The 19,554-nt window shown below is 68.4% G+C and carries 19 protein-coding genes; 10 read left to right on the top strand and 9 right to left on the bottom strand.

Annotation, left to right across the window (positions count from 1 at the left end):
* Positions 1-31: 31 nt before the first annotated feature.
* From ON062_RS07695 to ON062_RS07675, 5 genes are all read right to left on the bottom strand, one after another.
* The gene (locus ON062_RS07695; RefSeq protein WP_274646542.1) at positions 32-925 is read right to left on the bottom strand and encodes a hypothetical protein; all 894 of its coding nucleotides are present in this window, start codon (positions 923-925) and stop codon (positions 32-34) included.
* Positions 926-1,291: 366 nt separating this feature from the next.
* The gene (gene menC, locus ON062_RS07690) at positions 1,292-2,425 is read right to left on the bottom strand and encodes an o-succinylbenzoate synthase (RefSeq protein WP_274646541.1); all 1,134 of its coding nucleotides are present in this window, start codon (positions 2,423-2,425) and stop codon (positions 1,292-1,294) included.
* A 22-nt stretch (positions 2,426-2,447) separates the two neighbouring features.
* Positions 2,448-2,627: a hypothetical protein gene (locus tag ON062_RS07685; RefSeq protein ID WP_274646540.1), complete on the bottom strand. Its 180-nt coding sequence runs from the start codon at positions 2,625-2,627 to the stop codon at positions 2,448-2,450.
* Between the two features lie 68 nt (positions 2,628-2,695).
* On the bottom strand, positions 2,696-3,385 hold the full coding sequence (locus ON062_RS07680) for a GNAT family N-acetyltransferase (RefSeq protein WP_274646539.1): 690 nt from the start codon (positions 3,383-3,385) through the stop codon (positions 2,696-2,698).
* A gap of 23 nt (positions 3,386-3,408) precedes the next feature.
* Entirely contained in the window at positions 3,409-4,185 is a 777-nt protein-coding gene (locus ON062_RS07675; RefSeq protein ID WP_274646538.1) for an alpha/beta fold hydrolase, read from the bottom strand.
* 104 nt (positions 4,186-4,289) lie between these two features.
* Here ON062_RS07675 and ON062_RS07670 point away from each other — a divergent pair, with 104 nt between their 5' ends.
* The 4 genes from ON062_RS07670 (at position 4,290) to ON062_RS07655 (ending at position 10,952) form a co-directional block, all read left to right on the top strand.
* Positions 4,290-5,642: a peptide synthetase gene (locus ON062_RS07670; protein ID WP_274646537.1), complete on the top strand. Its 1,353-nt coding sequence runs from the start codon at positions 4,290-4,292 to the stop codon at positions 5,640-5,642.
* A gap of 56 nt (positions 5,643-5,698) precedes the next feature.
* Positions 5,699-7,099: an MFS transporter gene (locus ON062_RS07665; protein WP_274646674.1), complete on the top strand. Its 1,401-nt coding sequence runs from the start codon at positions 5,699-5,701 to the stop codon at positions 7,097-7,099.
* A gap of 59 nt (positions 7,100-7,158) precedes the next feature.
* A complete protein-coding gene (locus ON062_RS07660; RefSeq protein ID WP_274646536.1) occupies positions 7,159-8,745 on the top strand; it encodes a peptide MFS transporter in 1,587 nt (528 codons plus the stop codon).
* 467 nt (positions 8,746-9,212) lie between these two features.
* A complete protein-coding gene (locus ON062_RS07655) occupies positions 9,213-10,952 on the top strand; it encodes a threonine/serine exporter ThrE family protein (RefSeq protein ID WP_274646535.1) in 1,740 nt (579 codons plus the stop codon).
* Positions 10,953-10,989: 37 nt separating this feature from the next.
* Here the strand turns inward: ON062_RS07655 and ON062_RS07650 are convergent, their stop codons facing one another.
* Positions 10,990-11,352 (bottom strand): hypothetical protein, encoded by a 363-nt coding sequence (locus ON062_RS07650; RefSeq protein WP_274646534.1) that lies wholly within the window; start codon positions 11,350-11,352, stop codon positions 10,990-10,992.
* An 87-nt stretch (positions 11,353-11,439) separates the two neighbouring features.
* Between ON062_RS07650 and ON062_RS07645 the strand changes: the two genes are divergently transcribed.
* Both ON062_RS07645 and purU read left to right on the top strand, forming a co-directional pair.
* On the top strand, positions 11,440-11,943 hold the full coding sequence (locus ON062_RS07645) for a MarR family winged helix-turn-helix transcriptional regulator (protein ID WP_274646533.1): 504 nt from the start codon (positions 11,440-11,442) through the stop codon (positions 11,941-11,943).
* Between the two features lie 124 nt (positions 11,944-12,067).
* Positions 12,068-12,949 (top strand): formyltetrahydrofolate deformylase, encoded by an 882-nt coding sequence (gene purU, locus ON062_RS07640; RefSeq protein ID WP_274646532.1) that lies wholly within the window; start codon positions 12,068-12,070, stop codon positions 12,947-12,949.
* 40 nt (positions 12,950-12,989) lie between these two features.
* On the opposite strand, the gene ON062_RS07635 is transcribed toward purU, so the two are convergent.
* Positions 12,990-13,841: a serine hydrolase gene (locus tag ON062_RS07635; protein WP_274646531.1), complete on the bottom strand. Its 852-nt coding sequence runs from the start codon at positions 13,839-13,841 to the stop codon at positions 12,990-12,992.
* A gap of 168 nt (positions 13,842-14,009) precedes the next feature.
* The gene (locus ON062_RS07630) at positions 14,010-15,974 is read right to left on the bottom strand and encodes a M13 family metallopeptidase (protein WP_274646530.1); all 1,965 of its coding nucleotides are present in this window, start codon (positions 15,972-15,974) and stop codon (positions 14,010-14,012) included.
* Positions 15,975-16,042: 68 nt separating this feature from the next.
* Between ON062_RS07630 and ON062_RS07625 the strand changes: the two genes are divergently transcribed.
* Both ON062_RS07625 and ON062_RS07620 read left to right on the top strand, forming a co-directional pair.
* Complete coding sequence (locus ON062_RS07625) at positions 16,043-17,365, top strand: MATE family efflux transporter (RefSeq protein ID WP_274646529.1); 1,323 nt, start codon at positions 16,043-16,045, stop codon at positions 17,363-17,365.
* Positions 17,366-17,442: 77 nt separating this feature from the next.
* Complete coding sequence (locus ON062_RS07620; RefSeq protein ID WP_274646528.1) at positions 17,443-18,147, top strand: GNAT family N-acetyltransferase; 705 nt, start codon at positions 17,443-17,445, stop codon at positions 18,145-18,147.
* Here the strand turns inward: ON062_RS07620 and ON062_RS07615 are convergent, their stop codons facing one another.
* Positions 18,148-18,798: a TrmH family RNA methyltransferase gene (locus tag ON062_RS07615; RefSeq protein WP_274646527.1), complete on the bottom strand. Its 651-nt coding sequence runs from the start codon at positions 18,796-18,798 to the stop codon at positions 18,148-18,150.
* Between the two features lie 135 nt (positions 18,799-18,933).
* Here ON062_RS07615 and ON062_RS07610 point away from each other — a divergent pair, with 135 nt between their 5' ends.
* The gene (locus ON062_RS07610; protein WP_274646526.1) at positions 18,934-19,356 is read left to right on the top strand and encodes a hypothetical protein; all 423 of its coding nucleotides are present in this window, start codon (positions 18,934-18,936) and stop codon (positions 19,354-19,356) included.
* Positions 19,353-19,553, top strand: coding sequence for a helix-turn-helix transcriptional regulator (locus ON062_RS07605; protein WP_274646525.1), 201 nt, complete (start codon positions 19,353-19,355; stop codon positions 19,551-19,553). Before ON062_RS07610 ends, ON062_RS07605 begins: the two co-directional genes overlap by 4 nt.
* Position 19,554 lies beyond the last annotated feature (1 nt).

Below are 19,554 nucleotides of genomic sequence, written 5' to 3'. Positions count from 1 at the left end.
GCGCGCCCGAGGTGTCGACGCGCGTAGCCGTTCAGTCGGCGAAGCCGCACCACTGCGCCACCCACGTCAGGATCTCGCCGCGCATGTCCTCGCCGACGAACAGCGCAATCTCGCCGCTCTCGCCGGTCTCGCCGGTCTCGCCGGTCTCGCCATCCACGATGACCCGCACGTCGAAGATGGTGCCGCGCTTGTCCTCCTGGACGGCATGGGGATCGCACCGGAACGGAACGATGGGCAGGTCGATCACGGTCACCTCGTCGCTCGCGTCGATGGTGAGGTCGACGGGGTAGGCACCATCGACGGTGGCGGCGCCGAAGTCGATCAGGTTCGTCCGCTGCACGCCGACGATCGTCGCGCCGCCGTCCATGGGGGTGATGGCCAGAGTGAGCGCGGCCGGCTCTCCGGCCTGCGACGGGGTGAACTCGGTGAACTCCACCCGAGCGGCTTCGGCGAGCGCCTCGGCCCGACACTCCCGTTCATACAGCGGTTCGACGAATCCGAGCGGATCGCTGGCCATCACAGGTTCAGCGACAACCGGTGCGCCAGCGGAATCCGACGGGGAAGGGACCTCCATCTGCACGACCAACGTGCCATCGCCCGCTGCCGTCCCTGCGCCGGGTTCGCGAGCGGGAACGGCGCACGCCATGGGCGGAAGCTGCACCCGCACGTCGACCGTGGCGCCTGCCGCCACGCGCGACGTGCGCTCGGCGTCGACACGAGTCGCAGCGCCGTCGAAGCGGGGGTCTTCCACTTGCACGGCTCCGACGGTCAGCGACCGGTCCGAGTCGTTGATGATGCGCAGCTGAGCCTGGCGTGGTGCCACGTCGGCTCGCAATTGGATCAGCTCGACTCTCACGCCCTCGGGCAACACGGCAGGATCCGTGTCGGGCGCCGGCGCGGCGCACCCCGCGACACCGAAAGCCACTGCGGCCACCCCTGCCGCAGCCATCGCACGGCCGCAACTCCGGAGAGACTTCGCCGATCCCGCATTCCGGCGCCACGCAGAGAGCCATCGGCGCGGAATTTCAGGAGTTACGCACAGCATGTCGCCCCGCCCCCTCACCTCACGCACGACACCGGGCCCGCTGCGGCCAGCCCTGCCACCGCCGCCGCGACGCCGCAACTCCGGAGAACTGCCGCAGATCCGGGGTCACCACGCAGGAACCGGCCCCACCCGAGGCGGATCGCAGGAGTTACGCACATCACGTCGCCCCGCTCATTCAGGAGTGACCAACACTGCGTCGGCCACGCCGCGGCCCGCGCCACGCCCGCCGACACTGCGCCCCCCACATCAGGCCCGGACGACCTCGCGCGCGACCGTCACCGCGCCGAGCGCCGCGAGATCCACCTCGACGCCCAGCCCGGGCCCGGTCGGCACCCGCACGTGTCCGTCCTCCAGCACCGCCGGCTCAGTCACGATGTCCTGCGTGTAGAAACGGTCCGATGCCGAGATGTCGCCCGGAAGGGTGAACCCGGGTAGGGCGGCGAGCGCGGCGTTTGCGGCGCGCCCGATGCCGGTCTCGAGCATCCCACCGCACCACACGGGGATCCCTGCGGCGCGGCACGTGTCGTGGATGCGCACCGCTTCGAGGTAGCCCCCGACACGCCCCGCCTTGATGTTGATGATGGATGCCGCCCCCAGCGCGAGAGCGTCGAGTGTCGCCTTGTGCGACACGATGGACTCGTCCAGGCAGATCGGCGTGCGCACACGGCCGGCCAGCGTGGCGTGGTCGACGATGTCGTCCTCTTGCAACGGCTGCTCGATCAGCAGCAGGTCGAACGCGTCGAGTTCAGCGAGCATCTCGATGTCGGCGAGCGTGTACGCGGAGTTCGCGTCGACCTGCAGCGGAATCGTGCCGAATGCCTCACGCACGGCGGCGGTGTCGGCGACGTCACGCCCCGGTTTGATCTTGATCTTGATGCGCACGTACCCCTGCTCGAGGTAGCCGGCGACGGTCTCGACGAGGGCCGCGGGTGACTCTTGGATGCCGACCGAGACGCCCGACGGCACGCGGTCGCGCTCCGCTCCGAGGTACTCAGCGAACGAGCGCCCCTCGGCGCGCAGCCCGGCATCGAGCACGGCGAGCTCGAGCCCGGCCTTCACCATCCGATGCCCCTTGAAGGGCTCGAGGATGCCGCCGACCTGCTCGCCCGCGATGGTGCGCCGCTCGAGCAGGGACGGGATCAGCCACCGGGTCGCGACGTCCCACGCGCTCTCGGTGTACTCGCTCGAGTAGAGCGGCGCCGCCTGGGTGACGATCTCGCCCCACCCGTCGCCGTCGGCGGTGAGAGCCCGGACCACCATGACCTCTCGCACCGACTCGGTGCCGAACGACGTGGTGAACGGCGACACCAGCGGCAGGTGCAGCACCCGCAGTTCGAAGCCGTCGACGGTCACGGGTGCACTCTCGCGCGTGATGGGCATGCGCCCAGGCTACGCCCGGCCGTCAGTGCGCGAGACGCGCGATGCGCCCAGCCCCACTCACTCGCGCGAGGACGCTCGGTCGCACGAACGTGGCGCGACGCGGGTGTCGCGGCGTCTTCGGCGACCGCTGCGCCCGGCGTTCACGACGTTCATCGCGGGCCTCCGACACGGACTGCATCATGAACTCGATAGCCTCACGCATGGCGGCATCCCTTCACTCGACATGATTGTCACCACCTGCCGAGAGCGCCGTGCGCGAGCGCTGATACGTCAGCGCACGAGAAGGTAGCCGCGCGCGTCGTCGAATCCGCCGATCGTCAGACCGTCGGCGAGGTGACCCACCAGGGCGTCGCGGACACGATGGCGCCAGGACGCGGCATCCGCGGGACTCTGACGCCGCAGCGACTCGATGTCGCGGGGAACCTTGACGGATGCCACGACGTCGCCGCCCCCGGGGGTCGGCACGGGCGGCGAGGCGAGCGCCCACGACACCATGATGCGGTCGGTCTCGTCGCCGCGGTTGACGCCGTCGTCCATCGGCCCGTAGTGATCGACGAGGTACTCGGTGACACGGGTCCCGAGCACGCGCAGGTTGAAGTGGGCATTGCGGGCGACGAGCGGATCGAATGTCCAGGTGATGTGACCGACGCTGCGCGCGAGCGCCCATTCGCGCTGATGCTGCTTGATCTGCCTGCCGAGCCCCTGCCCCTGATAGCCCGGCAGCACGCCCGTGATGTGGGAGTGCATCGAGCGCTCGGCGGGAGCGGCGAAGAAGGCGACGGATGCCCCGACCATGCGTCCGTCGTCGTAGAGCCCTGTCGCATAGTTGCCGGCGTGGGCGAGGGCGCGCAGCAGGTTCGGCGGCATGCCGCCGCGGTCACCGCCCCACACGTCGGCAAGCACCTGCGACGCGGTGTGCACCTGGTCGACGGTCTCGAGCGGGAGGATCTGGATCGCCATGGATCCAGTGTGCACCCGGAGGGCTAGGCGGTGATGACGTGCTCGGCGAAGAGACCCGGCCACGCCATGACACCGTACGGCGTTCGCGCGACGACGAGACGGCTGCCTTCGATCAGTTCGTGCAGTCGATTAGCCGTGCGCACCGGGTGCGCGGGGTCGCCCGACCACGCGAGGATCAGCGTCGGCACGGTGATCTCGGCGATGGCCTTGCGGTCGGGAAGGTCGGTGGCGGCCGCCCCGCGCATCACGGTGGGCAGCAGGTCTTCGGCGATTTCGGGGAACGTCTGGGGCGCATCGGCGAGCGCGGGCGGCACCGGCGCGGCATCGCCGAGGGCGAGGAAGGCCGCCAATCCGTGGCTCTCGATCAGATCGGCGCCGTGGCGATAGTGCTCGGCCTGCGTGCGCCGGGCCTTGTACGCGGTCGGCGGCACGACCAGCGTCAGCGTCGCGAAGCGGTCGGGATCGCGGATCGCCGCGTGCAAGAGTGTTCCGGTCCCCATCGACGGCCCGATGCCATGCACCTTCTCCCCCGGAGCCACGTGATCGAGGAGCGCCAAGAGGTCTCCGGCGAGGGACTCCCACCGGTAGTCCTGTTCGTTGCGTGAGCCGGACGAGCCGCCGTGCCCTCGCGCGTCATAGCGCAGCACGCGATGACCCCGAAGGGCGCGGCCGAGGTCGAGGCCCAGGTGCGCATCGCGCTCACGAGAAGAGGTGAGACCGTGCAATTGCACGACGAGCGGGCCCTCATCACCGGTGATGTCGTAGTCGAGACGGGCGTCGGTGACGACGAATGTGGGCATGATCCTCCGTGCAGGAAATGAATCGCCGTGCGGAAATGAATCACCGTGCGTGAAGTGACACACCGTGCGCTCGGTGAAACGTCGTGCGCCTAGACTACGGCGCAATGCGCTTGACGAATATCGCCCAGATGGTGCTTCCACATGGCCAGGTGCACAGTTACGCCCCTGAGGCGCGCGGCTTCACCGGCCGCGAGTTCCTCGTGTCCTTCGACCAGTCGCGGCACGTCGGCGAGGGCGATCGGCCCGGTTCGTGGATGGCGCTCGCTGCGCGGTTGCCGGTCGGTACGACGCTCGATGCCATCGCCGACGCGTGGCAGTGCGTGGTGGCCCGGCACGGCACGCTCCGCACCGCCTTCACGCGGAACGACCAGGGCGAGCTCACTCTGCACGAGCTCACTCTCGGCCCGGGCAGCTGGCTCACACACGACGTACCCGAGGGCTCCGCCACCCGCGACGTGGTGCGCGCTGTCTTCGACACCTGGTGCCGCCCGTTCGCGCAGCCCTCGCACCGCGTGTGCGTCATCCAGCCCGACGCCGGCGACGCGGATCCGCGCCCGGCGATCGTCATCGGGTCGGACCACTCCCACGTCGACATGTGGTCGCTGCTGGTGCTGCTGCGCGACCTCGCCGACGCCCTCGCGGGCGCCGAGCTCGCACCGGCGGCGGCATTCGCCGAACACACCGCCGTCCTCGCCGCGCAGGCGGAGGCCCCGCAAGACGTCCGCGAACGCTGGAGCGAGGTGATGGATGCCGGTGGTGGGCTGATGCCGGTCTTCCCCCTCCCGCTGGGCGACGTGTCTCGCGCGCACCATGAGGTTGTCGAGGTGCGCGACGTGCTCGATCGCGCGGGGCTGGAGCGCCTGTCGGCGCGGGCGGATGCCGCGGGCGTGCGCCTCATCTCCCTCGCCGTCGGCGTGCTCACCGAGGTGTCGCTCGCGATGACCGGCACCGGCCTGCGCGCAGTGTTCCCGGTGCACAGCCGTCACGACGCGAAGTGGCACGACAGCGCCGGCTGGTACATCACGAACGCCGTCCTCTCGTGCGACGACCCCTCCGGCGCCACCGCCGCGGTGAAGGACGCGATCCGCCTGGGCTCGTATCCGCTCGCCCCGATCCTCGCCCCCTACGGGGGGATGCCCGCGACCCCCGGCATGTTCGCCGTGTCGTGGCTCGACACGCGACGGCTTCCCGTGCAGGTCTCCCCTGACTTCGAGGTGCAGTACGTCTCAGCGGTCGTCCCCACCGACGGTGTGATGATCTGGTTCATCGTCAACGAGCAGGGCGTACACCTGCGCTGCCGGTACCCCGACACTCCTGTCGCCCGAGAGAGCGTGGGCACGTGGATCGACAGCGTGCAGAGCGCGCTGCGCGACACCGCCACCGTGCCCGGAGACACCGACACAGAGGCCGGCGCGCGGCATCCGACTCCTGTTCCGGAGCGCGTCCCACCCCGGTGAAACGCCGATAGCCTGAGCGGATGGGCCATCCGGACGAACGCAGCAGACTCACCCGGATGCCGCGGCAAGGCGCGATCATCGCGGTGCTGGCGCTGGCGGGACTTGCGTCGTCGTTCATGTTCACGCTGGTCGTGCCGATCCAGGCCAAGCTTCCCGAGTTGCTCGACGCGAGCCGCGATGACACTGCGTGGGTGGTGACGTCTACTCTGCTCGCCGCGGCCGTGATGACCCCGATCTCGGGCCGGCTCGGCGACATGTACGGCAAGAAGCGGATCGTGCTGATCCTGGTCGGCCTGCTCATTCTCGGCTCGGTGATCGCGGCGGTGTCGCCGGGCATCGTGTGGCTGATCGTGGGCCGCGCCTTGCAGGGCGCCGTCACCGGCGTCATCCCCCTCGGAATCTCGATCCTGCGCGATGTGCTGCACGAGAATCGCGTGAACTCGGCGATCGCCCTCATCAGCGCGACGCTGGGCGTCGGTGGCGCCCTGGGGCTTCCCGTCAGCGCGCTGATCACCGAGCGGGCGGACTGGCATCTGCTGTTCTGGGTGTCGGCGGCGATGGGCGTCGCCGTGTTCGCTCTGGTCTTGTGGATCGTTCCCGAGAGCGTGCTGCGCACCGCCGGCTCCTACGACTATGTCGGAACTGCGGGTCTGGCGGTCGGGCTGATCGGCATTCTGCTGGCGATCTCCCGCGGCAACGAGTGGGGGTGGGCATCCGCTCCGACGCTCGCGTGCGGCATCGGCGGACTCGTCGTCCTTCTCGCGTGGGGGTGGTACGAGCTGCGCATCGACGAGCCGCTGCTCGATCTGCGGGTTGCGGCCCGCCGTCCCGTCCTGCTCACGAACATCGCGTCGATCGCCATGGGCTTCGCGCTGTTCTCGTCGAACGTGTCGTACCCGCAGATCCTCGAACTACCCACCGCCGCCGGCGGGTTCGGGCTGTCGCTGCTGGCCGCGAGCTTCGTCGTGATGCCCGCGGGGCTGGTGATGATGGTGCTCTCCCCGTTCTCGGGACGCTTGGCGAGCACCGTCGGCCCGAAGCTGCTGCTGGTGCTCGGTGCGATCTCACTGATCGCCGCGTACGCATTCACCCTGCTGTGGGCATCCGAAGTGTGGCAGCTCGTCGTGGCCAACCTGCTCATCGGCGCGGGCATCGGGTTCGGCTACGCCGCCATGCCGATGTTGATCATGCGGTCCGTGCCGCAGTCCGAAACGGGTGCGTCCAACGGACTCAACGCATTGTTCCGCTCGCTCGGCACCAGTACCGCCGCCGCTGTGATCGGCGCGGTGCTGGCGACGAACACCGCCGATTTCGAGGGCGTCAGCGTGCCGACTCCCTTCGCGTTCGAGCTGTCTTTCTGGCTGGGCCTCGGCGCTGCGGCCATCGCCCTGATCGTCGCACTGTTCATTCCGCGACACCGGGCCGAGCAGGAAGCGCATCCCTCGCTGCCCGAGTAGCGCCGACATCGTTCGCGTCATACCTGGTCGCGGCATCCGCGCGGCGCTAGCCTCAACTCATGGATGAGCGAACGCCCCCAGATCCGGAACAGGTTCCCGTCGGTGCTCCGGATGGCGCGACAGCGGCCGCGGCGGAAGGCCCCGGCGACAGCGGAAAAATCGCCGCCGAGCTCAGCGGCACCGATGCGGCAGCCACGAGCGGTCCCGGCGACAGCGACACCCGGTTCTTCGGGCAGCCCTGGGCGCTCGCCCACATCTTCGGAGTCGAGATGTGGGAGCGCTTCAGCTTCTACGGCATGCAGGGCATCCTGCTCATCTACATGTACTACACCGTCGCCGAAGGCGGGCTCGGCATCGACCGCACGGTGGCGACCGGCATCGTCGGCGCGTACGGCGGCAGCGTGTACCTCGCCACGATCCTCGGCGCATGGCTGGCCGACCGCATGCTCGGCTCGGAGCGTGTCCTCTTCTACAGCGCCATCGTCATCATGCTCGGGCACATCGGACTCGCCGTACTGCCGAACGTATGGGGCCTCGGCGTCGGGCTCATCCTCGTCGCCATCGGCTCGGGCGGGCTGAAGGCCAACGCGACCGCGGTGGTCGGCACCTTGTATTCGGCGAAGGATTCGAGACGGGATGCCGGTTTCTCGCTGTTCTACCTCGGCATCAACCTCGGTGCGTTCCTCGGGCCGCTCATCACCGGCGTCCTGCAAACGAACCTCGGCTTCCACTGGGGTTTCGGCGCCGCCGCCGTCGGCATGGCGATCGGGCTCATTCAGTACTCGTTCGGACGCAAGCAGCTTCCCGACTCGTCGCGCCACGTCGCCAACCCGCTGCCGCGCGACAAGTACCGCGTGGCGTTCGGGATCGGCGCCGCGGGTGTCGTGGTCGTCGTCGCGCTCGTGCTGCTGGGCGTGATCCGCGCCGACAACCTCGCCGGCATCGTGATCCTGGTGACGATCGTGGCATCCATCGCGTACTTCTGGGTCATCATCTCTTCGCGCGCGATCTCTGCGACCGATCGCTCGCGGGTCATCGGGTTCTTGCCGTTGTTTCTGGTGAACGCGGCTTTCTGGTCGCTGTACCAGCAGCAGTTCACGGTGCTCACGGTGTACTCGGACGAACGCCTGAACCGCACGATCTTCGGTTGGGAGATGCCGGTGTCGTGGGTGAACTCGATCAACCCGATCTTCGTGATCATCCTCTCTGGCGTTTTCGCCGCGATCTGGACGAAGCTCGGCACGCGCGCGCCGAGCGCACCGGTGAAGTTCTCGCTCGGCGCGATGATCATGGGTGTCGCGTTCCTCCTGTTCTTGCCGTGGGCCAATGGCGCCCCGAACTCGACGCCGCTGCTGGCCATCGTCGGGATCCTGTTCGTCTTCACGGTCGCCGAGCTGTTCATTTCACCTCCGGGGCTGTCGGTGAGCACCAAGCTCGCGCCCGAGCGGTTCCACACCCAAATGGTGGCGCTGTACTTCCTGTCGGTGGCGCTGGGCACGGCCGTCGCCGGATGGCTGGCTGGCTACTACGACCCGACGAACGAGGTGCCCTACTTCTCGATCCTCGGCGTGCTCGCCATCATCATCGGCCTGGCGCTGCTGGCGTCCGTCAAGCCCGTGCTGAAACTCATGAAGGGCGTGCGGTAGCGGCATCCGCCCCGCGGCCTTGGCGCCCGCGGTCTCGCTGTCCCGCGCCCCGCACCCCACGCCCCCGCGGCACACCCCGCCGCCGCGCCAGCCCGCGCCCCGCGCCACCCCGCCGGGCCACCCCGCGCCCCGCGCCACCCCGCGGGGCCACCCCGCGCCCCGCGCCACCCCGCGCCCCGCGCCAGCCCACGCCCCACGCGGCCCCGCCCCGCCGGCGAGTGAGCATCAAACCTGCGAATGAGCATCAGATCGGATGCCCGCTCGCAGGTTTCGTGCTCACTCGCGGCCGGCGGGCGCGAGGCGTAGCCCCGGCGGGCGCGAGGCGTAGCCCCGGCGGGCCCGAGGCGTAGCCCCGGCGGGCGCGAGGCGTAGCCCCGGCGGGCCCGAGGCCGTAGCGCCCGAGGCCGTAGCGCGGCCGTGGCGCCGGCCTGCCGGCCCGCGTTAGTGTGCAGGTCGGAGGTTCGACCGTGCCAGACCGCTCCCATCCGCCCGCGACGGCGCACACGCGCGTGCGCGCGACAGCATGGTCCGGCGCCGTCGTCGCGCTCCTGTTGATCGCGACGTTCATCGTGTTCGGCAGCCTCCCCGCCGGGGGTGCGACGCCAGAGCCCGAGACAGCCGAAACCACGCCGACACCGTTGGCGACGGCATCCGCTTCACCGACCCCGACCGCTGAGCCGACCCCGACGATCACGCCGACGCCTGACCCGAGCCCGACCGCCACGGCGACGCCCACCCCAACGACCAGCGCGACTCCGACACCCACGCCCACCCCGACGACGAGCGCGACTCCCATTCCACCCATCCCCGCTGGCGTCACGACATCGACCGTCACGTTGCCGACGCTCCTCATCGCCATCGTCGTCCTGCTGGGTTCGGGCCTGTTCGTCTGGGCAGTCACGCGCAACCCTTCGCAACCGACCGAAACGTCGACGCGCCCGGCCAGTGCGGCGCGTCCGCCGGTCTCTGTCACGATCGGCGCAGCCACCGCAGCGGGGCGCGCGATGATCGACAGCGGCTACCCCGTCGGCATGGTCCGCGATGCCATGCAGGACATCGCCGCAACCAACGGACAACCGGGCGCGCAGATCGTCGTGCTACCGACGTCGGTGACCGTGTCGGCCGCTAACGACGACTCCGAAGTGTCAACCCGGACAGTCACCGCCGGCGAATCGACACGCCTGCTCTACCAGATCGACCTCGTGGATCGGATCGTCCGAAAAGCGCGCACGCGCAGCGGATCGGCCGCCTGGGCGCGGCGCAGCCTGGAGAGCATCGACGAGCAACCGCCGCCCTTCCCGACCTGGCAGCGAGTAATCGCGTACGGGCTGCTGTCGGGCGCGCTGGCTGTTCTCCTGGGCGCAACCGCCATCGGCGTCGCCCTCGCCATGATCGTCGGCGTCGGCGTCGGCGCCGTGTTGATCGCCGGTCAGCGGGTGAGCGCTACGTATCAGGGCCTGATCGTGGTGGGCGTATCGTTCGGCGTCGGCCTGGTCGTCCTTGCGTTCGCCCACGGGATCGACTCGGGCGTCACGCCGATGCTCATCGCACCGCTCATCATGCTTCTGCCCGGTGGGTTGCTCACCATCGCCGTGCTCGAACTCGCCAGCGGCGACATCGTCTCCGGCGCCGCCCGAGCGGCGGCCGGCGGAATGCGGCTCATCCTGCTGGGTGCCGGACTGGTCGCCGCCGTCTCCCTGTTGGGTGTTCCCGCGTTCACCTCGACGTGGGGAGGAAGCCCACTCGGACCCGTCGCCCCGTGGATCGCCGTCGCGGTGTTCGGCGTAGCGCTGTCGGTGTACCAGTGCGCTCGCCCGGCATCCATCGGCTGGATCCTCGTCGTCCTATACGTGGCTTACGGCGCGCAGGTCATCGGCGAGATCTTCCTCAACGGTCCCCTCTCCGCACTCGTCGGCGCCGTCGCGATGACCCCCGTGGCCGTCCTGCTGTCACGCCAGAAGACCGGCCCGCCGACCATCGTCAGCTTCCTCCCCGCGTTCTGGCTTCTCGTGCCCGGCGCCCTGGGGCTTACGGGAGTGGCGACCCTCTTGCACGGTGACACCGCGGGGATTACGACGCTCGTCTCGACGGTGGCGACCATGGTCGCGATCGCGCTCGGAGTCTTGATCGGCCTCGCCGCGACCACGCTGCTCCGTCGCCCGCCCCGCGAGATCGTCGAGTTTTTAGAAGACGAACCCGCGCTCTGACCGCCCGCGACCTCGGCCCGCGGTCGAGGCGCTCGGCTCAGGCCGCGCGCTCGAGTTCGGGGCGAGGGGCAATCGATCGCGGATTCGGCATGCGCGCGGCATCCCATTCATTCAGATCGATGGCGAGTCCCGTGGTGGTGTTCGACCGGCGAGCGAGCTCCTGGAGCAAGTTTTCGTCGATTTCTGTCGCGTTGTCTGACTCGAACACGAAGCGGACGGGAATGGAAGGGTGGATCCAGAGAGTCTCGCGGCCTCCGCGAGCATCTGCGCGCATCTTGAAGTTGACCGGAAAACTCTCGCCGCGTCGCAGCTTCGTCGCAAAGAGAACACGAAGGTGATCGAGGATGCGGTCGGGGATCTCGATCGACTCTTCTGAGATGCCGTAGATCAGAACGCCCATGGTGTACTCCTTGTCGATGTGTGAACTAACTAGTTTGAGAAACTACTAGACAAGCTAGTCAATAGGCAAGTGAGCTATTCTTGTGAAATGACAGATCTCGCGCAGGACACCCGCGACGGCTATTGGTACGCCGGCGAGGACGCCGCGCGTGGCCGCCGTGTCCTCGAGGCAATGCGCGTATACCGCGCAGCCGACATGGCAATGCGCCGTCGCACGCGTGATGACATGGCAATGGGAGACAACGAACTTCTCGCTTTGCGCTTCATTCTGCGAGCCGAGCGCCAGGGCGTTGCGGTGAGTCCCTCCGACGTCGCGCGATACCTCGGGATCTCGACCGCCTCAACCACCGCCCTGGTTGATCGCCTCGTCCGGTCTGATCACGTTTCGCGCGCACCACACCCGTCCGACCGTCGCATGGTCGTCCTCCACGCGACTCCGCACACCGACGACGAGGTGCGCAAGACTCTCGGCGCAATGCACGAGCGGATGATGGATGCCACGCGTGGCCTCTCCGACGACGACGCCGATGTGATCATCAGCTTCCTCGAACACATGACGAAGGCGATCGACCAGATCAGCCCCGAGGCTTAGGAGCCGCCCCGCGCGGCATCCACTCTCCGAAACACGGTCCGTGCGCCGAGACACCGAGGCAGCCGCTGTGTCTCGCCGCACGCGCCGTGTCTCACCAATCCGCCCGACAGGGCAGAATCGATGCATGACCGCTGTGCCCACCTCACCCCTCGCCGATCACGCTTGCCTCATCGTCCACGGCGAGGACCGCCCCGGGATCGTGGCGGCGGTGTCGGCGCTCATCACGCGACACCAGGGCAACATCACGAGTTTCGACCAGTACTCGGATGACCCGCGCGGGGGCGCGTACTTCCAGCGCGTGGTGTTCCACCGCGCCGGACTGACCGCAGCCCTCCCCGAGATCACGGCCGACCTCGAGCGCACGATCGGCGGCGAATTCGGCCTCGAATGGACCATCACCGACCAGTCCACCCCCAAGCGGATGGCGATCCTCGCATCGAAGCAGGACCACTGCCTGCTCGATCTGCTGTGGCGGCACCGCCGCGGCGACCTGCCCGTCACAATCCCGATGGTCATCTCGAACCACGACACCGCGGCCGACGACGTGCGTTCCTTCGGCGTGCCGTTCTTCCACGTCCCCTCGGTGCCAGGTCCCGACAAGTCCGAGTCTGAGGCGAAGCTCGTCGAACTCCTCCGCGGAAACGTCGACTTCATCGTGCTCGCCCGCTACATGCAGATCCTGTCGCCCGACTTCCTCGAGCAGGTCGGCGTGCCGGTGATCAACATCCACCACTCGTTCCTGCCCGCCTTCATCGGCGCCGAGCCGTACAAGAAGGCCAAGGAGCGCGGCGTCAAGCTCATCGGCGCGACGTCGCACTACGTCACGAGCGAGCTCGACGAGGGGCCGATCATCGAGCAGGATACGGTCCGCGTCACGCACGCCGACACCTCGGCCGAGCTCGCCCGACGCGGCGCCGACGTCGAGCGCCAGGTCCTCTCCCGCGCGGTGCTGTGGCACGCGCAGGACCGCGTCATCCGGCACGGCAACCACACGATCGTCTTCTGACGCGCCGGTTCTACCCAACCCCGTCAGCGCGGCGGCTGAGTCAGTGCACGTACTCCATGAGGTCGACGCCGAGCGTGCGGAACGCCTCATGGGCGCGCATGCGGTGAAGGATCGAGAGGTCGTCGAAGCACACGATCATCGCGTATGAGACGCCGGCGCGCGGGCCCGCGAGAACGCCGCCCTCGACACGGATGCCGGAATCGCGGCCGGTCTTGTTGATGAACAGCAGCCCGTGCTCATCGTTCTCGTGTGAGAACGGGTCGAGTCCGGTAGCGGATGCCACGAGAGACAGATCGTGATTGAGGCTCAGCCACTCCGCGACCTGAGCACTGACCCCCGCCGACACGGCTTTCGAGTTCACCATGGCGGCGAAGACCTCGGCGAGTTCGCGCGCCGAACCGAGCGCGAAGTGCGGCGCGTCATCGGGCCCGCGCACATCGCGGAACCTGTCGAGCAGCGCTGACTGGGCGAGCCCGAGCAGTTCGATGCGCGTCCGCACGGCCGGCAGCCCCACGCGGGCGAGCAAGGCATTGGCCGCAAGCGCATCGCCGGTCGAAGCGGTGAGCACCGCCAGGTCGACCAATGGCAGAGCGGGCGCCTTCATGTGCTGCCACACCCCGGCAACGGCGACCGGTTCGACGTCGGATCGATCCACGATCTCGAGCGGATCGAGAGACCCCGTCTCGAACGCCGATGCCACTTCGATGAGGAGCGGCACCACCCCCAACCCGGCAACGGGCAAGGTGACGAAGTCGTCGCCCGCGAGCACCGACGTGCCGCGGTCGAGATCGGTAATGCGCACCGAGACCTGAGCACCGGAACCGGCCAGATCATCGAGCGCTTTCAGGGTCGACGTGAACGTACGTCGACCGATGGCTGCACGCCGCGGCATGCGTCGGTTACTGCTTCGTCGCGACCCCCGCAGCGACTCAGCGTCCCGTCTGGGTTCAGGGGACGTGCCCAAGAGGGCTTCCTTCCGATGTTGGCGGATCTTTGGATGGGGTAAGGAATGTCGTGGCGCGCTCAGGTCACCACACGACGGGCACCGCGCCCGCCGGGATCACCAGATGGTGACGCGCTCCTCGGCATCGAGCCAGAGTGCGTCGCCCTCGGTGACGTCGAAAGCATCGTAGAACGCGTCGATGTTCCGGACGATCTGGTTGCAGCGGAACTCGTTGGGCGAGTGCGGGTCAATCGTGAGGAGCCGGATGGTCTCGGCATCCCGACCCTTCTGCTGCCACACCTGCGCCCAGCTGAGCAGCAGGCGCTGCACGCCGGTGTATCCATCGATTACGGGCGCCTCTTCGCCACCGAGCGAGAGCTCGTAAGCCTTGAGTGCGATACCGAGCCCGCCGAGGTCGCCGATGTTCTCACCGATAGTGAGCGATCCGTTGACCTTGTTCTCTTCGGGCAGGCCGAGCGGGGTGAGGGCGTCGTACTGCGCGATGAGGTTCTTGGTGCGCTCTTCGAACGCCGAGCGGTCCTCGTCGGTCCACCAGTCGCGCAGTGACCCGTCACCGTCGAAGCGGCTGCCCTGGTCGTCGAAGCCGTGCCCGATCTCGTGACCGATCACCGCGCCGATGCCGCCGTAGTTTGCGGCCGCATCGCGGTCGGCCTCGAAGAACGGGTACTGCAGGATGGCCGCGGGGAACACGATCTCGTTCATCAGCGGGTTGTAGTACGCGTTGACAGTCTGCGGGGTCATGAACCACTCGTCGCGGTCGATGGGCTGCCCGACCTTGGCGAGCTGACGGTCGTGCTCCCACACGTGCGAGCGGCGCACGTTACCGACCAGGTCGGTGGCGTCGATCTCGAGTGACGAGTAGTCCTTCCACTTCGTCGGGTAGCCGATCTTGGGCGTGAACGCGTCGAGCTTCGCCAGCGCGCGCTCGCGCGTGGCCGGGCTCATCCACTCGAGGTCGGTGATCGACTGGCGGTAGGCCTCGACCAGGTTCGCGACCAGCGCGTCCATCTCGGTCTTCGCCGCCGGCGGGAAGTGCCGCTCGACGTACACGCGACCGATGGCCTCGCCCATGGCGGCTTCGGTCAGCGAGACGCCGCGCTTCCAGCGTTCGCGGTTGACCGGCACCCCGGTGAGCTGCGTGCCATAGAAAGCGAAGTTCTCGGCGACGAATTCGTCCGACAAGAACGCGGCGGCACCGTGAACGATCGTGAAGCGCAGCCACGACTTCCACTCGTCGAGGCGTTCCTCGACGAGCAGCGAGCCCAAGCCCGAGAGGAAGCTCGGCTGGTAGACGTTGACCTCGGCGAACGCGGCGGCGTGGTCGGGCGCGATGCCCTCCAGCCACGGCGTGAGGTCGATGCCGGCGAGCGTCTGGACGTCGTCCCACGAAGTGAGGTTGTAGGTCGCGACCGCGTCGCGACTCTTGACGTTGTCCCAGTGGTGCGACGCGATCTCGGTCTCGAGGGCCACGAGGCGATCGGCGTCGGCCGCGGCATCCGCAACCCCTGCCAGCGTCAGGATCCGCTCAACGTGCTGACGGAACGCGATGCGCGTCTCGCCGAAGTTCTCGAGGCGGTAGTAGCTCTCATCGGGCAGCGAGAGCCCCGACTGCACGAAGAACGGAACGTAGCGCTCGGGGTTGCCCGGGTCGGGCTCGATGTACAGCGACACGATGCCGCCGACGCCATCGCGCTCGAGCGATCCGATCGTGCGCAGCAGCGAGGGGATCGAATCGATCTCCTCGACCCGGGCGAGCTGCTCGGCGATTGCGTCCGTTCCCACCGCGTTGATGCGATCGGTGTCCATGAAGCTCGTGTAGAGGTCGCCGATCTTGCGGGCTTCGGTGCCCGGCTCGGCGGCCTGCGATTCTTCGACGATCGCGTGCACGTCCTTCTCCGCCTGCTCGGCGATGAGGTGGAACGATCCCCAACGGGCTTTGTCGTCGGGGATCTCGGTGCGATCGAGCCATGCACCGTTGACGTGGCGGAAGAGGTCGTCTTGGGGGCGAATCTCAGCGCTCAGTTCGTCGAGCGCGAGACCGGATCGGGTGACATCGGTCATGCCCTCCAGGATAGGCGACGTCTCAGACGAGCGGATGCCGCGTCTGCGCGCGACCGTAGGCTGTGAGCGTGACTGCTCCCGCCACGCTGAACCGCGACATTCTGCGGCTCGCCGTGCCCGCCCTCGGGGCGCTCATCGCCGAACCGCTGTTCCTGATCGTCGACTCGGCCCTGGTCGGGCACCTCGGCGTGGATCCGCTTGCAGGACTCGGCATCGCGTCGGCCGTACTGCAGACGATCGTCGGCCTGATGGTGTTCTTGGCGTATTCGACCACCCCCGCGGTAGCGCGCCGCCTCGGGGCTGGCGACGCGTCGAAGGCAGTCTCGGTCGGCATCGACGGCATGTGGCTCGCCCTCGGCATGGGCGCAGTCCTCGCCGTGTCGGGGTACCTGCTGACCCCTGCCCTTGTCGGCATGTTCGGCGCGACAGACGCCGTCTCGCAACAAGCATCCACGTACCTCGGGATCTCAATGTGGGGGCTTCCGGCGATGCTGATCGTCTTCGCCGCGACGGGCTTGTTGCGTGGGCTACAGGACACCGTGACCCCACTGTGGATCGCCGGCCTCGGGTTCGCGGCGAACGCCCTGCTCAACTGGGTGTTCATCTACGGCTTCGGGTGGGGTATCGCAGGTTCCGCCGTCGGCACGGTCGTGGCGCAGTGGGGCATGGTCGCCGCGTACGCGATCGTCATCGGACGACTGGCACGCCGACACGCGGCATCCGTCCGCCCGCAACGAGACGGCGTTCGGGGGTCGGCGAAGATCGGCGGCTGGCTGTTCTTGCGCACCGTGTCGTTGCGCGTGGCGCTCCTGGCAACCGTGGGCGTGGCGACCGGGCTCGGCACCGACGAACTCGCCGGCTGGCAGGTCGCGTTCACGATCTTCTCGACGGCGGCGTTCGCCCTGGACGCGCTCGCGATCGCCGCGCAGGCGCTCATCGGCAAGGGGTTGGGCGCCGAAGATACCGCCACCGTGCGGCAGGTACTGCGGCGCACGGTGGCCTGGGGTGCGTGGTTCGGTGTGATCGTCGGGATCATCATCGGCGCGTGCTCGGGGGTCATCGGCCTGCTGTTCACCGGATCGCCCGAACTCGCAGCCCTCGTGCAGCCCGCGTTGATCGTGCTCGCCGCCGCGCAACCGGTGTGCGGCATCGTGTTCGTGCTCGACGGCGTGCTGATCGGCGCGGGCGACGCGAAGTACCTGGCGCTCGTGGGGGTGCTGAATCTGGCGCCCTTCCTGCCGGCGCTAGTGCTGGTTTCGTGGCTGCACCCGGTGGGCGCCGCCGGGCTCGCATGGCTGGCCGTCGCGTTCTTCGGCGTCTACATGCTGGCGCGACTGGTTACGCTCGGGTGGCGCGTGCGCGGCGCCGCGTGGATGACCGCTGGCGCATAGCGCACGCCGGAATGACACCGCGCCGAGCCGTGTTGCCTCTGTGGCCCCCGCCATCCTCACATCGGAGCACGACAGTCATGACAGATACCCTCGCCTCTCATCTCGATGCCGACGTGCTCGATAACGCCGCATGGAACGCTCTGGAGGGGCGCCACGCCCGGTTCGCGGAAGGCGACGATCTGGTGCGCCGCTACCAGATCGACGTGGCCCCTTTCGTCGCGGTGCGCACATGGGAGGACCCCCGCATCTGGGACTCACTGACCGCTTTGGTGGGCTCCGGTGGACAGATCAGCCTGTCAGGCGAGGTGCCCGCCCTTCCCGTCGAATGGGAGGAACTGTGGCGCGGCGGCGGCGTGCAACTGGTCGAGACCGACCGGCTCACGCCGGCCCCCGATGCCGAGGCGGTGCTCCTCGGCGAGGCGGACGTTCCCGAGATGCTCGCTCTCATCTCGCGCAATCGCCCCGGCCCATTCCTGCCTCGCACGTATGAACTTGGTCGCTACGTCGGCATCCGTCGCGACGGACGGCTCGTCGCCATGGCGGGCGAGCGCCTGAAACCCGACGGCTGGACCGAGATCAGCGCCGTGGCCACGGACGACGCCCACCGTCGGCAGGGTTTGGCCTCACGCCTCGTCCTCGACGTCGCGTTCCACATTCAGCAACGCGGCGACCGCGCGTTCATGCACGCCGCCGCGACCAACGTCGGCGCGATCGGCACGTACGAACGGCTCGGGTTCGCGCTGAGAACCCACACGACATTCGTCGGGGTGCGCCTACCCTGATCAGGCCCAGCGGCGGCACCACTCATACATCACGACCGCACCGGCAGCGCTGGCGTTGATCGAGCGCGTCGACCCGTACTGCGTGATTTCGATAACTCCGGATGCCGCGGCCAGCGCCTCGGGCGACAACCCCGGCCCTTCCTGACCGAACAGCACCACGCAGCGTTCGGGCAGGTCTGCTTCGTTCACCGGCACCGAGCCGTCGACGTTGTCGATGGCGAGGATCGGGAGGCAAGCGGCATCCGCCCACTGAGCAAACGCCGCGACGTCTTCGTGGTGCCGCACGTGCTGGTACCGATCGGTCACCATCGCTCCGCGCCGGTTCCAGCGCCGGCGACCGATGATGTGCACCTCGGCGGCTCCGAACGCGTTGGCGCTGCGGACGATCGAGCCGATGTTCATGTCGTGCTGCCAGTTCTCGATCGCCACGTGAAACGCGTGCCGGTGCTCGTCGAGGTCGGCGACGATCGCGTCCATGCTCCAGTAGCGATATCGGTCGATCACATTGCGGCGATCGCCGTGCTCGAGGAGCTCGGGGTCGTACTGCGGCTCGGTCGGCCATGCGTCGCGCCCACCCGGCCACGGTCCGACGCCATGCGGGAGCTGGGGCTCGACCGGGGAGCTGTCGCTCGCATCATCGTCGTGAGTCACGCAGGAAAGGCTATCGCCGCACTGCGGAAGTCAAGTGAACTTGACACACAGGTGGCCCCGAACTACCGTGTCAAGCGTACTTGACTCGGCTGCGCCGGAAGCTAAGCCCCACGCACGAAGAGAACGGAAGAGCCCATGCCGACCCCCGACGACGGCGCCGCGTACCGCGGGCAGAACAGGGCGACCCTGCGCCTGTTCCTCTGGACAGCCGCATGGCTCGCGACGGTCGCCATCGCGCGATTCGGACCTGAGCTCCTGTGGGATGCCGCGACGCAGCAGGTCTGGAGCAGCGTCGCGATTGCCATCGCTACCCTCGCGAGCATCGCGTGGATCGCGGCCTTCGCGCGCTTCCTGCGCGAACAAGACGACCTGTGGCGCAAGATCCTGCTCGAAGCGCTCGCGCTCACCCTCGGCATCAGCTGGATCGCCGGCCTCGGCTACGCCCTGGCCGATGGCGCGGGTCTCGTCACCGGCGACGTAGAACTTGGGGTGGCCTTGGTAGTGCCGGGAGTGATCTTCACCCTCGCCGTGGTCGCAGGACGGATCCGCTACCGATGAAGAACCGCCTTGCCGCACTGCGCGCCGAACGCGGGTGGACGCAGGCCGATCTGGCGCAGCGCCTCGGCGTCTCACGCCAGTCCATCAATGCGATCGAGACGGGCAAGTTCGACCCCAGCTTGCCCGTCGCTTTCCGGCTCGCCCGGATCTTCGAGCATCCGATCGAGCACCTATTCACCGATAATCACGGGGACTGAC

The organism is Microbacterium sp. C7(2022), from assembly GCF_028823665.1.
Taxonomy (GTDB): domain Bacteria; phylum Actinomycetota; class Actinomycetes; order Actinomycetales; family Microbacteriaceae; genus Microbacterium.
The sequence above is the reverse complement of the archived record's forward strand: the minus strand, read 5'-3'. Positions and strand labels throughout refer to the sequence as shown.

Bases quoted from the DNA above. Each gene is read 5' to 3' on its own strand.
- ON062_RS07620 (WP_274646528.1), top strand. From the start codon at position 17,443: ATGACAGATACCCTCGCCTCTCATCTCGATGCCGACGTGCTCGATAAC.
- ON062_RS07605 (WP_274646525.1), top strand. From the start codon at position 19,353: ATGAAGAACCGCCTTGCCGCACTGCGCGCCGAACGCGGGTGGACGCAG.
- purU (WP_274646532.1), top strand. From the start codon at position 12,068: ATGACCGCTGTGCCCACCTCACCCCTCGCCGATCACGCTTGCCTCATC.
- ON062_RS07635 (WP_274646531.1), bottom strand. From the start codon at position 13,841: ATGCCGCGGCGTGCAGCCATCGGTCGACGTACGTTCACGTCGACCCTG.
- ON062_RS07610 (WP_274646526.1), top strand. From the start codon at position 18,934: ATGCCGACCCCCGACGACGGCGCCGCGTACCGCGGGCAGAACAGGGCG.
- ON062_RS07660 (WP_274646536.1), top strand. From the start codon at position 7,159: ATGGATGAGCGAACGCCCCCAGATCCGGAACAGGTTCCCGTCGGTGCT.
- ON062_RS07670 (WP_274646537.1), top strand. From the start codon at position 4,290: ATGCGCTTGACGAATATCGCCCAGATGGTGCTTCCACATGGCCAGGTG.
- ON062_RS07630 (WP_274646530.1), bottom strand. From the start codon at position 15,974: ATGACCGATGTCACCCGATCCGGTCTCGCGCTCGACGAACTGAGCGCT.
- ON062_RS07680 (WP_274646539.1), bottom strand. From the start codon at position 3,385: ATGGCGATCCAGATCCTCCCGCTCGAGACCGTCGACCAGGTGCACACC.
- ON062_RS07650 (WP_274646534.1), bottom strand. From the start codon at position 11,352: ATGGGCGTTCTGATCTACGGCATCTCAGAAGAGTCGATCGAGATCCCC.
- ON062_RS07645 (WP_274646533.1), top strand. From the start codon at position 11,440: ATGACAGATCTCGCGCAGGACACCCGCGACGGCTATTGGTACGCCGGC.
- ON062_RS07675 (WP_274646538.1), bottom strand. From the start codon at position 4,185: ATGCCCACATTCGTCGTCACCGACGCCCGTCTCGACTACGACATCACC.
- ON062_RS07685 (WP_274646540.1), bottom strand. From the start codon at position 2,627: ATGCGTGAGGCTATCGAGTTCATGATGCAGTCCGTGTCGGAGGCCCGC.
- menC (WP_274646541.1), bottom strand. From the start codon at position 2,425: ATGCCCATCACGCGCGAGAGTGCACCCGTGACCGTCGACGGCTTCGAA.
- ON062_RS07665 (WP_274646674.1), top strand. From the start codon at position 5,699: ATGCCGCGGCAAGGCGCGATCATCGCGGTGCTGGCGCTGGCGGGACTT.